General features: G+C 36.8%; 10 protein-coding genes. 8 read left to right on the top strand and 2 right to left on the bottom strand.

What is annotated here, in order from left to right:
• Positions 1 to 332 precede the first annotated feature (332 nt).
• The 4 genes from GQR59_RS16160 (at position 333) to GQR59_RS16145 (ending at position 4,287) form a co-directional block, all read left to right on the top strand.
• A complete protein-coding gene (locus GQR59_RS16160) occupies positions 333 to 1,361 on the top strand; it encodes a C4-dicarboxylate TRAP transporter substrate-binding protein (RefSeq protein WP_160064418.1) in 1,029 nt (342 codons plus the stop codon).
• Between the two features lie 262 nt (positions 1,362 to 1,623).
• Positions 1,624 to 2,100 carry a TRAP transporter small permease gene (locus GQR59_RS16155; RefSeq protein WP_160064416.1) on the top strand — a complete coding sequence of 159 codons (477 nt, stop codon included), beginning with the start codon at positions 1,624 to 1,626 and terminating at the stop codon, positions 2,098 to 2,100.
• Between the two features lie 8 nt (positions 2,101 to 2,108).
• Positions 2,109 to 3,392 carry a TRAP transporter large permease gene (locus GQR59_RS16150; RefSeq protein WP_025563399.1) on the top strand — a complete coding sequence of 428 codons (1,284 nt, stop codon included), beginning with the start codon at positions 2,109 to 2,111 and terminating at the stop codon, positions 3,390 to 3,392.
• A 100-nt stretch (positions 3,393 to 3,492) separates the two neighbouring features.
• Positions 3,493 to 4,287 carry an HAD family hydrolase gene (locus tag GQR59_RS16145; protein ID WP_160065252.1) on the top strand — a complete coding sequence of 265 codons (795 nt, stop codon included), beginning with the start codon at positions 3,493 to 3,495 and terminating at the stop codon, positions 4,285 to 4,287.
• 203 nt (positions 4,288 to 4,490) lie between these two features.
• Here the strand turns inward: GQR59_RS16145 and GQR59_RS16140 are convergent, their stop codons facing one another.
• Complete coding sequence (locus GQR59_RS16140; protein WP_160064414.1) at positions 4,491 to 5,696, bottom strand: zinc-binding metallopeptidase family protein; 1,206 nt, start codon at positions 5,694 to 5,696, stop codon at positions 4,491 to 4,493.
• Between the two features lie 226 nt (positions 5,697 to 5,922).
• Positions 5,923 to 6,708, bottom strand: coding sequence for an SHOCT domain-containing protein (locus GQR59_RS16135; protein WP_160064412.1), 786 nt, complete (start codon positions 6,706 to 6,708; stop codon positions 5,923 to 5,925).
• An 858-nt stretch (positions 6,709 to 7,566) separates the two neighbouring features.
• Between GQR59_RS16135 and GQR59_RS16130 the strand changes: the two genes are divergently transcribed.
• The 4 genes from GQR59_RS16130 to GQR59_RS16115 all read left to right on the top strand — a co-directional run bounded on the left by GQR59_RS16130 (position 7,567) and on the right by GQR59_RS16115 (position 15,894).
• The gene (locus tag GQR59_RS16130; RefSeq protein ID WP_160064410.1) at positions 7,567 to 10,878 is read left to right on the top strand and encodes a transglutaminase family protein; all 3,312 of its coding nucleotides are present in this window, start codon (positions 7,567 to 7,569) and stop codon (positions 10,876 to 10,878) included.
• A 112-nt stretch (positions 10,879 to 10,990) separates the two neighbouring features.
• Positions 10,991 to 13,510 (top strand): circularly permuted type 2 ATP-grasp protein, encoded by a 2,520-nt coding sequence (locus tag GQR59_RS16125; RefSeq protein ID WP_160064408.1) that lies wholly within the window; start codon positions 10,991 to 10,993, stop codon positions 13,508 to 13,510.
• On the top strand, positions 13,507 to 14,385 hold the full coding sequence (locus tag GQR59_RS16120) for a transglutaminase family protein (RefSeq protein ID WP_160064406.1): 879 nt from the start codon (positions 13,507 to 13,509) through the stop codon (positions 14,383 to 14,385). The genes GQR59_RS16125 and GQR59_RS16120 overlap by 4 nt, the downstream gene beginning before the upstream one ends.
• 54 nt (positions 14,386 to 14,439) lie before the next feature.
• Complete coding sequence (locus GQR59_RS16115; RefSeq protein ID WP_160064404.1) at positions 14,440 to 15,894, top strand: circularly permuted type 2 ATP-grasp protein; 1,455 nt, start codon at positions 14,440 to 14,442, stop codon at positions 15,892 to 15,894.
• Position 15,895 lies beyond the last annotated feature (1 nt).

The raw sequence follows: 15,895 nt of genomic DNA, 5'->3' as shown, positions 1-15,895 counted from the left end.
ATCCACCTGTAATGTTCATTTGAACGTTAATGACTTGTTAATAGCTAGGTTAATAATAATGCATTTTAGAAAATATAAAAGGCTTAAAAATACAACAGACTGTCATATTAACTTAACAATTCAATGGTATTTATACGTTCTGGTCTACATTTTTGTAACCTACTATTTGCACGATAATGATTTTCATATGATTCTACAAATGTTCATATGAATAATGTTGTATAGGTTGGAAAAGGTTAACAAAAAAGCACATACAACTTATCTCACTATTTTTTTGTTTTAATAAACGAACTGATTTATTAAAACTAACTTTACAAACAAAGGTACTATTTATGATAAAGGTAATCGGAACCGTATTAACAGCTGTTGCATTGCTTGTTGGTTGTGGCGAAAAACCTGCTGACACAACGAAAGGCGCAGACGTTGCTAAAACAGCTGAGCCAATCGATATCAACATGAGTTTGGTATTTACTCAAAACGAATTATTAACGCAAGAGCTAATCAAAGCGACTGATAAAATTCGTGAGCGTACTGACGGTGGTGTGAACATCAAAGTTTATCCTGGTGGACAATTACCAGTCTATAAAGATAACCTTGAGCAAGTTGTTAATGGCGCCGATTGGATTGCTGTAGAAGATTTAAGTTACCTTGGTGATTATGTTCCTGATTTCGCTGCGTTAGCTGGCCCAATGTTATATAACTCTTACGATGAATATTTAGCGATGATGGATACAAAGTTAGTCGCTGATTTAACAGCTGAAGTTGAAAAGAAAGGGATTAAAGTGTTAAACGCTGATTACATGTTTGGTTTCCGTCATATGATCACGAATAAAGAAATTAAAAGCTCTGCGGATATGGCAGGCATGCGTATTCGTGTTCCTGGTAGCCAGTTATTCATTAGCACATTAACGTCGATGGGCGCTGCACCTGCATCATTACCTTTCCCTGAAACCTATGCCGGTGTTCAACAAGGTGTTGTTGATGGGCTTGAAGGTTCAATTTTGACTATGTACTCAACTAAAATGTATGAAGTGGCTAAAAACATGTCATTAACTAAACATTTCTTAGGTACTGTCGGTCTTTATATCTCACCTAAAGTTTGGGATAAATTTACACCTGAGCAACAGCAAATCATTAACGAAGAACTAGCGGCTGGTGCGATTTCAAATACCACTGAATTAGTTAAGTTAGACAGTGAGTACACTCAAAAACTACAAGATCTAGGCGTTAAATTTAATGAAGTTGATAGCGCTGAATTCAGTAAATTAACCGCTGATGTTTATAACCAATTTCCAGCTTGGAGTGATGATATCCGTAGCCGAATTGGTACCGAACTTGAAAAAATTCGTGCTGCTGAATAAGCCAAAAAACAAGTTTTAAAAAAGTATTATCAAGTAACTGCTTTATTGTATTTTCAATAAGGCAGTTATTTTTTTAACGTTAGATAATTATTACTGAAATTTCATTCACACCATTAGCGATTACTTCAATAATTAGTCTTTAACCGTCATATTTTGAAGGTTTTGAATGGCTAATTTTATTGCGTTTTATATTGAGGTGAGTGTGACTAATAATAAAATTTAATTAACAACCATTATATCAATTAGTGAAGTAGGAGAAGTCATGGGCTTCTTAGTTAAAAATTTTGAAGAGATATTCGCATCCATTGCAATATCCATTACCATTTTGATGGTGATTATTAATGTATTCCTTCGTTATGGATTTGGTTTTGTTGTGCCATGGAGCGAGGAGCTAGCCGTTATCTGTTTTATTTGGTCTGTCTACTTTGGGATTAGCTCATGCTACAAACATAAGCTACACATGGGTGTTGATGTTGTTATCGCATTATTACCTGAAAAAGCAAAAGTCTCGTTTAATCTCGTGGTTTTATCATTCTTATTAGTTATTAATTTGATTCTTGCTTACTTAAGTTACGACTACATGATGCTCTCTAATAAAGTGTCTCCTGTGATGGGCATGTCTTACTTTACGATTAACGGTGTGTTGTTTTTGTGTTTCTCTTTGATGACGATCCATACCGTAAACTTCATTCGAAGTGATTTAAAACAGCTATTCAAAAAGCAATCCAATACTCTATAGGTGACACCGTGGAAATCTATCTTCCAATTATTATGCTGTTCGTTTTATTTTTATTAAACGTTCCCATCGCATTTTCATTAATCGCTTCTTCGTTGGTTTATTTTTTATTTATTAATACCTCGATTCCAGTCAGCTTAGTGATGCAACGTTTTATTTCATCAGCTTCATCATTTCCGTTATTGGCGATACCCTTCTTTATTATGGTGGGATCGGTCATGAATTATTCTGGAATAAGTCGTAGTTTACTGTCACTTGCAGATTCATTGATTGGGCATAAAACCGGTGGTCTTGCACATGTGAACGTCGCATTAAGTACGTTAATGGGCGGGATTTCTGGCTCTGCTAATGCGGACGCGGCAATGCAATCTAAAATACTTGCACCTGAAATGACTAAACGTGGTTATGACTTGCCTTTTACGGCGGCAATAACCGCGGCATCATCAAGTATTAGCCCTGTGATTCCACCTGGTATTAATCTTATTATTTACGCGTTATTAGCTAATGTGTCAGTGCATGAAATGTTCATTGCGGGTTATGTGCCTGCCTTCATGATGGCGTTATCTTTAATGGTCACTATTGCTATCATTGCTAGACGTAGAAAATACGCCCCTTCAAGAACAGAAGCAGCACCAGCAAAAGAACGTCTACATTATTTAGGTAAAGCAATTCCTGCTTTATTAATTCCATTTGGTATCATTTTAGGGATGCGTTTTGGTTTATTTACACCGACTGAAGCGGGTGCTATTGCTGTTTTGTTGTGTGCCATTATTGGGTTGTTTATTTACCGTGAATTAAAAGTTAGCCATTTCCCTGCCATCTTCAAAGAGACAATTCAAGGCACTAGCAGCGTGATGTTCATTATCATTGGTGCGATGATTTTTGGTTATTACATGACGTTGGAGCAGATCCCTCAGAATGTGGCTTCTGCCTTGATTTTAGTCACTGATAACAAGCTCGTCTTATTAATGCTAATCAATCTATTGTTATTGATTGTTGGTATGTTCATTGAGGGTGGGGCGGCAATGATCATTTTAACGCCACTATTACTACCGGCCGTATTGAACCTTGGTGTTAACCCTGTCCACTTCGGTATTATCGTGATTGTTAATATTATGATTGGTGGAGTCACACCGCCATTTGGCTCGATGATGTTTACAGTTTGTTCGATACTTAAAGTAAAACTGGTGGACTTTGTTCGTGAGGTATTGCCTCTTTTATTTGCATTATTAGTTGTATTAATGTTGTTAACTTATTCAGAAGGTTTAGTGATGTTCTTACCTAACTTATTATAAGTCGATTGCTTATAAATGGATGGTTTTGAAGTCGATAAATTAGTAAGTCGATAGGTTAATAAATACAAACGAACAAGCACCATAGATATTAAGAGATATGATGAAACTACCAAAAAATACATTAACTAATGAATGGAAAGAGGTGCAGTGGGTACTGACCGATGTTGACGATACATTAACTTGGAATGGCCAGTTACCACCAGAAACCTTAATCGCCTTGTCTGCATTACAACAAGCAGGTCTTAAAGTGGTTGCTGTGACAGGTGCATGTGCAGGGTGGTGTGACCATATTGCACAGCTTTGGCCTGTTGATGCGGTAATTGGAGAAAACGGTGCATTCATTATGGAGAAAAAGGAAGGGTACTTAACACTTCGTTCCGGTGCGCCGATGTCAACTATCGTCGATAATCAAACTAAGTTAAAGCAGCAAGTTGTTGATCTATTATTAGACTACCCTGATTTAAATCTAACCTTAGATCAATCATATCGCTTGTGTGAAGTAGCTATTGATATTGGCCAAAATCGTGAACCAGTATCACCAGAAATAATTGCTGAAGTTGTCTCTAAAATTAAACAGTTAGGGGCGAGTGCGACGGCAAGCTCGATTCATATTAATAGCTGGTATGGAGATCACTCTAAAAAAGCTACTTCATTAGCATTCTTGCATGAAAAAGGCTTATCAGAATCCCAAATAACGTCTCAAGCTTGTTATGTTGGTGATTCATTAAATGATGAATTCATGTTTGCGGCATTACCCAAAAGTGTCGGAGTGGCTAATATTAAGAAGTATTGGGATAAGCTTCAGCATCATCCAGAATTTGTGATGACTGAATCTGGTGGTTATGGTTTTGCTGAGTTTGTAAAACAGTTATTAGCGATTAAAGGAGCAGCGTAGTAGAGCATTCAAATTGAATAATATAGTTAATTATTTCTTTCGTTATTCGGTAGTTTACCTAGAGTGATTTTATTTTGGTATAAGTTATCATTACTGTTCGATACCATAATTCGCACTTTTTTATTAAATATAGATTTTATTATTCATTCTCTAGAAAGCTCTCATTGTGAATACATAATGAGAGCTTTAATAATGTGATAAAATTATTTTATTTTATTTTTACTGTTGGTCTTTTTCTTATTCTGCGCGGTTATTTTGATCGGCGGTAAAAGGTGTAATTTATTGTGTATTGCGTGATGAATAAAAGACAACTTAGTGCGTACTGCTTGCGTTAATACAAACGGGTAAGCATCTGACAATCCCATGCTTCTATTTAATGAATTAAGCATCACTGAAAAATCCATCCACGTATCTAAAATACTATTTATGTCGGTTTGTCTTCGAAAATAAGAAGCATCCTGAGGTAAATTTAATTCTCCAAGTTCTTCTGTATCGGCTTCAACTCCTGAAGTGGAGCCTGCCATTGAAAAATTTTGTGCCGTTTCTAAGGTATCTATAATATGCATATAGTGCGCCCACGTTTCTGCCCAGTCTTCATAAGGGTGCATGGTCGCATATTCGCTGATGAAGGTATCTCGCCAATTCTTGGGCGCGCCGTGTTTATAATGTTGTTTAAGTGCTTCTTGATAATCTAATTGATCATCACCAAAATATTGTTTACATAAAGCGTGTTTTTTCGGTGAGTGAGTAATCAGTTGATCAAAATAATAGTGGCCTAATTCATGGCGGAAATGACCAAGCAGTGTACGGTATCGTTCACCCATTGCATGTTTTGTTTGAGATCTTGCAACATCATCAGCTTCGGCTAAATTAATTGTAATATGTCCACAATCATGCCCTGTGAACACTGTTTCATGTCCAGCTAATGGACTAGTAAAATGGTCATTTACATCGCGGTCAGTAATAAAATCAAAACTTAACCCTGTTTCAGGGTTTTCACTGATAGTTTGTAGCGGAATGGGCAGTGCTTTTAAAGTATAAAGAGCGCGGCGCTTAGCTGTTTCCATTTTTTTCCATAAAGGAATATGTTCAACAATGCTTAAATCCGGAACGGTTTCATTAAAACGACAGCCAAAGCACAGCATTTCTTCGTTATCTGGATCAGGTACAAAAGTACTTAAATTAACCATGCCATTACAGGCATTAAATTGTTCATTATTGTCACATTTTTTATAATGAATTTTTGGGGTTGCTGCTTTAAAAAATAAGCCTGTTTTTTGATCAAGTTCATAAGGTTCTACTTGGTCAAATTCATCATCCAATCCAACTGTTCTTGAGCAAGCAATGCAGTGAGTGCTTTCAAAAAATAAAATAGGTTGATCTTTGCAATTACATTGGAATGTTTTCATATTAATACCGGAGAATAAAGGGATGGAAAAAGCATAGTTCATTATCGAGTATCGTACTCAGCTCAACAAGCATTAAGCATGTTTTAGACATTTTACGACTTAGCTATTTAAAATAATCAATATAAAAATAATATATTTGAATTAATACCATCATTGATTATTTTGTGCATAGCTAAATGACAACATAATAATAATGGTATTTGATTCTTTTAATCGAGGTTATCGACTAAATTCGCTGTAATAAATCAGATTTCTTACTATTATATTCATCATCTGTCAGCGCACCTAAATCACGTAGCTCAGCTAATTTTGCTATAATTTCTAGTGTTTGGTTTGTTGTTTCAGTATTCGAATTATTTGTAATCGTTTCATTTACATTCGGTTGATTTGGAACAAACTCAGGTGCCGTATTTTTTTCTGTAAAGTTATCTTGTTGTACAAAGTTAGTTTGCGGCGCAGGAGGCATTGCTTGGCCTGAAACTAAAGGTAAACTATTTACGCTCAGTGTGCCAAATTGACTACTAAAGCTGAGAGAATCATTACTACCTTGCTGTTGACTTACACCGCCAATATTATGGTTTAGTGTGTCATATACAGAAACTTGTCCATTTAATTCAACAGCTAATCGATTAGGAAAAACAGCATAACGACTATTATTCTGTGCACCACTACTGAATGGAGTGCCTAAATTAACTGGCCACCATTGATTACTGCCGGGTGTACCCGCTGGAATCATTGGAAATATTTGGTTATTACTGAGTATGTTTGATAGTTCATTACATATGTTATCAACCGTCGTTTTCAGACCATTATTAAACATATCGCCAACCATTGTCATACCGCCACGCATCCATTGGCCAGAACCGCCTAGTTCAGGGCAGTTAAATTGTGCCATGGAGCAACCTCCATTATTCACAGCAACTAACATGTGGAGGACTGCATCGTGGCTTAAGCCATAACGTGACGCTATATCATTGACGAAATTTTCACCAATATCTGTTAGCTTTTGCATACGAAATTATCCTATTAGGTAAATTGTTTTGATGTTACTGAACCGAAGAAATCGGGTCGTTTGAAGTGCATTATTTATTAGCATTTTATTAGTAATTTTGAACATTATGATATGAATAAAACATTTGAACGAATGTCGCTCAAATTGCTTATTTTATCTTAATAAATCTTGCTCGTTTTTTTATTACTTAAACGCTCAAAAGATGTCCTATCATAGCATCTTTATTAACCTTCTTAGCAGGTTTATTGTTAACTTTTTTTGACGCTAGGTAAGGCGTACATTAAATATAATTAATCTCTTTTTTAATAAGTACTTATATCCTTTTTCTTTATTATTTTATAATTATAAGTGGACTGTTCGGTTAGATTTTTCGGTGATAGTGGGTCATGGTTTATTATTACAGAGGTTTGTATTCCATTATTAATCTATTTTTTGCATTACTGTTCTCTAATTATTTCGTTAGGACAGGGCTCTTAAGTGCTAATTACCATCACTAAAAAGATATTCAAAAAGGATTCATGTTTTTCTTAAGATTTAAGATACAGGAGAAGTGGTTTTTTCTGACTTATCTGTCATTCTTCACTAGAAATTAAGTTTATACTGGACAGCTATTTTACTGTTTTTTAGTACTATTTTAGTGCATTCCTTGCACCATTGATTATATGGAGTACTATTTTTTATTGTATTTAACGGGGAATTCATTCTGTTAATTGATTGATTTAGGCTGCTAATCAAGCTAAAGCCCTTATTTTGTTGTATTTGAAGTAAGTGGAATAAATATTGCAGAAAATAAAATCAACACCAAATAACATTTTCATGTTATTTATATAGTTGCGTATCATTAAAGGGGATTAGTTGATGACCATTACTGTTGGTATTACACACCATACTGAATATAAATATGACCGTTCAGTTAAGATGGGGCCGCACATATTTCGTTTACGTCCTGCACCCCACAGCCGCACTAAAATTAAAAGTTATTCTTTAAAAATTGTACCCGAAGATCATTATATAAATTGGCAACAAGATCCTTTCGGTAATTATCAAGCAAGAGTTGTATTTAATAAACCCACCACAGAATTTAGCTTTACCGTTGATTTAGTAGCAGAACTTACTGTTATTAACCCTTTTGATTTCTTTTTAGAAGAATATGCTGAAGAATTTCCTTTTGTTTATGATTCAGTATCAAAAGCCGAGCTTGCCCCTTATTTAAAAAAACGTAAAGCGAGTACTAAATTTCTAGAACTAATTGCCTCTTTACGCCCTAAAGAGCCAATTCGTAGCGTTGACTTCTTAGTTGCAGTGAATCAGGTTATCTATGAATTAGTTGGTTATGGCATTCGTTTAGAGCCAGGTGTACAAACTGCTAATGAAACAATCACTAAAGGAACGGGATCGTGTCGTGACTCGGCTTGGTTATTAGTACAGTTATTCCGTCATCTTGGCTTAGCTTCTCGATTTGTATCAGGTTACTTGGTGCAATTAACATCTGATCAAAAATCATTAGATGGACCAAGTGGACCAGAAGAAGACTTTACTGATTTACATGCTTGGACTGAGGTTTATATTCCTGGCGCTGGTTGGATTGGGCTTGACCCTACTTCTGGTTTATTCGCCGGAGAAGGTCATATTCCATTAGCTTGTACACCAGAACCAAGTTCAGCAGCACCGGTAACCGGTGGAATAGACGACTGTGAATCTGAATTTAGCTTCTACAATAAAGTAACACGAGTGCATGAAGACCCTCGTGTTACCAAGCCTTATTCTGAAGTCCAATGGGCTGCTATCAACCGTTTAGGTCAGCAAGTCGATAATGTTTACGATGAAGAAGGTATCCATTTAACCATGGGAGGAGAACCTACGTTCATCTCTATTGATGATATGGAACATCCACAGTGGAATACTGAAGCCGATGGGAAACAAAAAAGAGAATTAGCCCAAGATTTATTTGTAGAAATGAATAAAGTCTTTACGGTCGGCGGCTTTACACATTATGGACAAGGTAAATGGTATCCTGGCGAACCTTTGCCTCGTTGGCAGTACGCTTGTTATTGGCGCAAAGATGGTGTGCCTTTGTGGAAAGACGCCAAGCTGTTAGCTGATCCGAATAAAGATTATAAATTAGACCATACCGATACTAAACAATTTGCTGAAAAATTATGTAGGGCATTAGGTTTAAGCGATAAAGCATTAACCACTGCTTATGAAGATATTCTTTACCACATGTGGCAAGAAGCATCTTTACCCGTAGAGCTAAACCCAGAACAACCTGAATTACTTGATGCAATGAGCCGTAAAGGTTTATTAGCAAAAATGGAAAAAGGGATAGAAAAACCAGTCGGTTATGCATTACCTTTAAAATGGAATGATGGCAAAAATTGCTGGCAGTCATGTACATGGGAATTTAAACGTGGGCATTGTTTCTTATTGCCGGGTGAATCTCCATTGGGCTACCGCTTACCGTTAGACAGCCTTGATTGGACTGAAAATATAATAGATCGTGACCCCTTTGATATTCCTGATGATTTTGAAAAGCCAGGTAGAGTTAAAAAAGGTTTTATCGGCAAAGAGATGGTTAAAACCGCACTTGTGTTAGAAGTGAGAGAAGGGCGTATGTATATATTTATGCCGCCTACCAGTCACTTTGAACAATATATGGGCTTATTAAATGCCATTGAAAAAGTGGCTAAAGGTTTAACTATTCCCGTCGTCATTGAAGGGTATACGCCACCAAAAGATAGTCGTGTTGAAAAATATGCGGTAACACCGGATCCTGGTGTAATAGAAGTTAATATTCATCCATCAGTTTCTTGGAAACAATTAGTTGAAAGAACCACAACCTTATATGGCTTAGCAAAACAGTGCCGTTTAGGTACTGATAAGTTTATGGCAGATGGCCGTCATACTGGTACTGGTGGTGGTAATCATGTGACATTAGGTGGTGAAACGCCGGATCAAAGTCCTTTCTTACGTCGACCTGATATTTTAAGAAGTTTTATTACTTTTTGGCAGCATCATCCTGGTTTATCTTATTTGTTTTCTGGTCTATTTATTGGGCCTACAAGTCAAGCACCACGTGTAGACGAAGCTAGAGACGAAGTATTATACGAGTTAGAGATTGCTTTCTCGCATATGCCGATGGGCGAAGTGCCTGAACCTTGGTTAGTTGACCGATTATTACGTAACTTATTGGTTGATTTAACGGGTAATACACATCGAGCTGAGTTCTGTATTGATAAGTTATATTCACCTGATTCCGCAACTGGCCGTTTAGGTATTGTCGAATTTAGGGGTTTTGAAATGCCACCTCATTCACAAATGAGTTTGGTACAAATGTTATTGTTACGTACCTTATTGGCTTGGTTTTGGAAAACGCCTTACCATAAACCATTAATACGTTGGGGTACTGAATTGCATGATAAATTCTTATTGCCACAATATGTTGAAAATGATTTAGGGGAAGTCGCTCGAGATCTACAACAAGCTGGTTTCAACTTCCAACTTAGTTGGTTAAACCCATTCTTTGAATTTAGGTTCCCAGTATGTGGTACGCGAGAAATAGATAACATTACGTTAGAGCTTAGAACCGCTATTGAACCTTGGCATGTATTAGGTGAAGAAGCGAGTGCCTCTGGTACTGCTCGTTATGTAGATTCGTCATTAGAAAGAGCACAAATCAAAGTTAAAGGCATGATCAGTGACCGTTATATTATTACTTGTAACGGACGTCGTGTACCTCTGAAATCGGTTAAAGGTAAGTCGAAAGATGAAATGGTCGCAGGTATTCGTTACCGTGCTTGGCAACCACCAACGGCACTGCATCCAACCATTGGTGTACATGCTCCGTTAGTCATTGATTTAATTGATACATGGGTAGGCCGTTCATTAGGTGGATTTGTATATCATGTGAGTCATGCTGGTGGGCGTAATCCTGAAACGTTACCTGTTAATGCATTTGAAGCTGAAGGGCGTAGAGTTGCTCGCTTCTGGGAACATGGACATACCCCTTCTTTATTGGCGACTGATGAAGCTGCTTGGAGTCCATCTGCAGTTAAACATAGTTTCCAATCTGCCGGGGCTGTTACTGAGTTTGTTATTCCTGAAGAGGAAAGTATCAACGAAGACTACCCTAATACCTTAGATTTACGCAGACAACCAACCTTTAAATAAAGGTAGGACCTAAATCACTCTACCTTTGCCTTATTTAAGGTAGAGTGATTCATTACTTCTTACTTCCGTTATATGATGATGGTTACTGACTATCAAATGGAGCACTTTCAGCTTGTATATTAAAAACCACTCTATGTCGGCATTGCCTAAATGGCTGTCCTTATATCTGAAAACCCCCCATGTTCATGACGAACTGGCTAATCATGGCGGTGATTCACCTGAACAGTGGGATACCTTATTTAATCGACTAGATAGTTTAACAGCTGAAGATATTAGCAGCCGTGCCATAGAAATTAGTCAACTATTACAAAACGGTAATACTAACCTCGAAAGTCAATCTCAGTGGCATTTTGATCCCTTACCTTTTATGTTCTCTAAATCAGAGTGGGCTTTACTGGAAGAGGGCATTAAACAAAGAACCATTTTATTAAACAAAATTCAGCAGGATATTTACGGAGAACAAAAGTTATTACTTGATGGTCATATTTCAGCACAACAATTATACCAAGATAGTAATTACCTTCGTGAAGGCTTTAGTCTTCCTCCTGAAGAGCTAAAGTTATTTTTTACTGCGCTTGATGTCTACCGTACGCCTTCTGGTGAATTCAAAGTACTGGCGGATCATTGCCAATGTCCTTTAGGCATGGGGTTATTAGTTGAAAGCCGTATTATTGCTCGACGTATTATGGCTGAAGAATTTGCAGAGTGTAATGTTCAGCAAATTAAAGGTTTCTTGAAGCATTTCCAAGAAGGCATTAACGAATATACTCAATATATGGAAGATCCTAGAGTCGTTATTCTGACTCAAGGTAGTGACGATCCAAATTATAATGAACATGCTTTTTTATCTGCTTACTTTGGCTATACCTTAGTGCAAAGTGCCGATTTGACCGTACGTAATGGTGAAGTTTGTTTAAAATCATTACAAGGTTTAGGCAAAATCAATGTCATTATTCGCTGGGTAGCTGATCGCTTTATCGATTCATTAGAGCAAACTGAATATTCATTACATGGCATTCCAGGGCTATTACAGGCAGTGCGTGAAGGTTCGGTTAAAGTATTAAACCCATTTGGTAGTGGGGTGTTATCGTCGCCAGTGATTCAATGCAATTTAGCGAAACTATCGGAACAGCTTTTAAATAAGCCGCTTATTATCGGTGAGCCTAATTATTATAATGTAGAACAAGCTAAAGCGTTAGATTGGGATTTACTTGAGTTAGTCAGTTATAAAAATAAACGGGTTAAGTTAGATGGCACTAAAGATGCGGATAAAATTACCTTATTGATTGATGAAGAGCCTAATAATTATTACTTTCAAGATAAGCCTATTTTTAGTACCGCCCCTTTTTGGGATGATGGAAAGCTAATCGCTAAACCCGTTATTTTTAGGTGTTATGCTTTAACAACTAAAAATGGTGTTGAAGTATTACCTTCTGCTTTATGTTTTTCCAATGAGATAAGTAATGATCCAAATGTGTCTGGTTGGATTAAAGATACGTGGATAAATACCGCAGATAAGACTGATTTAGACCTACACAATGTCCCTAATCCAATCAAAAAAAGAATGGATGTAACTCTACTAGAAGGTGTTATTTCTAGTCGAACTGCAGAGCATTTATTTTGGTTAGGGCGATATTTAGAAAGATGTGAAAATACCGTGCGTATTTTGCGTATTTTTATAGATAGATACACTGAACTGGCTATCTCTCCAGATGCTACTCGACTAAACATTGTCGGTCGATTTTCAAATGCTATCCGCACACAACACATTGTGTATCCATATATAGAACAACAAGCAAAATTAGATGACTTTGATCCTCTATTATCTAAGCAAGTAGCCTTCCAGTTGTTAGCTGATGAGCAATGTGCAGGCAGTATTATTAATACACTTAAATACCTGTCGAATGCTGCAGTACAAACTCGTGAGCTATTATCTCATGACAGTCGAAGAATGATTGATGATATTAATACGCAGGTTCAACTACTAAAAAATATTAACATCAACATTTCCACACGTGCGATGCAAAGCATGCTGGATAGAATCATAGGATCAATCATGGCCTTTAATGGCTCAATTGCGGATTGTATGCCTAATAGTAATGGTTGGTTCTTATTAGAAATTGGCCGTCGGATTGAGCGGAGTATTCAAATAACGTCATTAAGTTCTGCGTTATTAACCGAAGAGCTAGATGAATCAGAAGAGATTGGTTTAATAGAAGCGGTATTGAGTTGCCAAGTAAGTTTAGTGACACATAAGCGTCGTTATCGTATGTATCAAAGTATCGGGACTGGATTAGAGTTATTATTATTGGATGCGGAATATCCACGATCGCTACTTTTTCAGTTAGAGCAAATTAATCAACTTTGCCAGCACCTCCCAACTAAACGTCGACCTGGATTAATTGCAGCACATGAAAAAGCAATTTTATTATCTAAAACAACCTGTTATTTAACTGAAAAAGATTATCTACAAAAAAGTGTTGAGGGGCAGCGTCAACAATTAATAGAATTTAGCCATAATATTCGTATGAACTTAGATACTTTTTGTGATGTATTGCTACTACAATACTTCTCTCATACGCAAACAGCTAATAAATTAAACTGGACCAACATTGAACAAGCTCAATCGTGAAATATAAAATAAAACATACCACCACATACCATTACACGGACTTTGTAAGCTTGTGTCAAAACCAAGCCCGCTTAACACCGAAAACGGATCGTGGACAAATATGCCATCACAGTCGCATTGAAATTTATCCTCCGACAAACTACTTACGTCAGTTTACGGACTATTTTAATAATAATGTGACCGTTTTTGAAATTGCTACTCAACATAAAATATTAACCGTCACCATGATCAGTGAAGTTGAACTACTGATGGGGGCGAATAACAATTTAAATGACCTTGATATTACGTGGGAAAAAGTTCGTGATTTGCTATTTAAACCTAATACAACAGAACTATTAAAAGCGGCTGAATTTACTTTGCCGTCGCAGCTTACACCTCTAGATGAGGGAATTAAAGATTATGCATTAGTGTCTTTTACACCTAATAAAAATTTAATTGATGCATGTAATCATTTAATGGCACGAATTTTTCATGAATTTTATTATGATCCTGGTTTTACTACGATTAGCACGCCTTTAAGTGTTGTTTTTGCACAAAAAAGGGGCGTTTGCCAAGACTTTGCACACTTTGCACTAGCTTGCTTACGTAGTATGGGGTTAGCTGGAAGATATGTTAGTGGGTACATTGAAACAATGCCGCCCGAAGGCGAAGAAAAATTAGAAGGTGCTGATGCAACTCATGCTTGGTTCGCTGTGTTTTTCCCTGGTGTAGGCTGGGTTGATTTTGATCCTACTAACAACGTTTTACCCACTGACCAACATATCACTTTAGCCGTTGGACGAGATTTTTCTGATGTCACTCCTTTAAAAGGAGTTGTGTTTGGTGGTGGTTCTCAGCAATTAGATGTAGCAGTAGATATGATTCGATTAGAGTAATTTTTACAACTTTATATTTTATATAAGTTAATAATGAAAAAGGCGGAACAGTGTATGGGAATTGATTGGAAAGCGTATAACACAAATGGGTTTTTTGATGAATTAATTGATGGAAAAGGAAACGTCAGATTACACGGAAAGCAATTAGCTCAGTTTTTTTCTAGTTTATCAGGGGAAGAATTAACAAAAGCAAGAGCAGTTGCAGATTTAGCAATTAAAGAAATGGGTATTAGCTTTACGGTTTACGATGAAGGTAACATGATAGATAGGGCATGGCCCTTTGATATTATTCCTCGTACTATTGGCAAAAAAGAATGGCAAGGTATAGAGGTTGGTTTAAAACAACGTGTTGAAGCGTTGAATCTATTTATTGATGATTTATACCATGACCAAAAAATTATAAAGGACGGTATTTTTCCAAAAGGTTTATTAGAAAAATCTGTTAATTTCCGCTCTCAATGTGTCGGTATTAATCCTCCTAATAAAATATGGGCACATATATGTGGCTCTGATTTAGTCCGAGATGGTAGTGGTACTATGTATGTACTGGAAGATAATTTACGTGTTCCTTCCGGTGTATCATATATGCTTGAAAACCGTTCGGTAATGAAACGCGTTTTCCCCGAATTATTTGAGCAAGTTTCCATCTTACCTGTCGATGATTATCCTTCGCAACTATTTGATATGTTAGCGGCAATGTCTCCACGTCCTCAAGATAAACCTGAAGTGGTTGTATTAACACCAGGTGTCTTTAACTCTGCTTATTTTGAACATTGTTATCTGGCTCAAGAGATGGGTTGTGAATTGGTCGAAGGCAGAGATTTAGTCGTAGAAAAAGATGATTGTGTGTACATGAGAACAATCACTGGTTTACAGCGAGTCGATGTTATTTATCGTCGAATTGATGATCTGTTTTTAGATCCAGAAGCATTCTTACCTGATTCTCAATTAGGTGTTCCTGGCTTAATGCGAGCTTGGTCTAAAGGTAATGTTGCTTTAGTTAATGCACCAGGTGCAGGTGTTGCGGATGATAAAGTTGTTTACGCTTATGTGCCTGAGATGATCAAGTATTACTTAGGCGAAGATGCGAAACTCGCTAATGTCCCGACTTTTAAGTGCATGGATCCAAAAGAGTGTGACCATGTTATTAAAAACATCGATAAGTTGGTGATTAAACCTGCCAATGAATCAGGTGGTTACGGTTTATTAATTGGACCTAAGTCGACTAAAAAGCAGCAGCAAGAAACCATTGCACAAATTAAAGCAGACCCAAGAAATTGGGTGGCTCAACCTACATTAGATTTGTCTACTGTACCCACTTTAGATGGTATTGAACCTGATGGTCGTCATGCAGACTTAAGACCATTTATTTTATCATCGGGTAAAGATACTCAGGTCACAACTGGTGGTTTAACACGTGTTGCTATGGTGAAAGGTTCCTTAGTGGTGAACTCATCACAGGGTGGTGGTAGTAAAGATACTTGGATTGTTGACGAAGAGGCGAAATAAT

The organism is Psychromonas sp. L1A2, from assembly GCF_009828855.1.
In the GTDB taxonomy this organism is placed as follows: Bacteria; Pseudomonadota; Gammaproteobacteria; order Enterobacterales; family Psychromonadaceae; genus Psychromonas.
The sequence above is the reverse complement of the archived record's forward strand: the minus strand, read 5'-3'. Positions and strand labels throughout refer to the sequence as shown.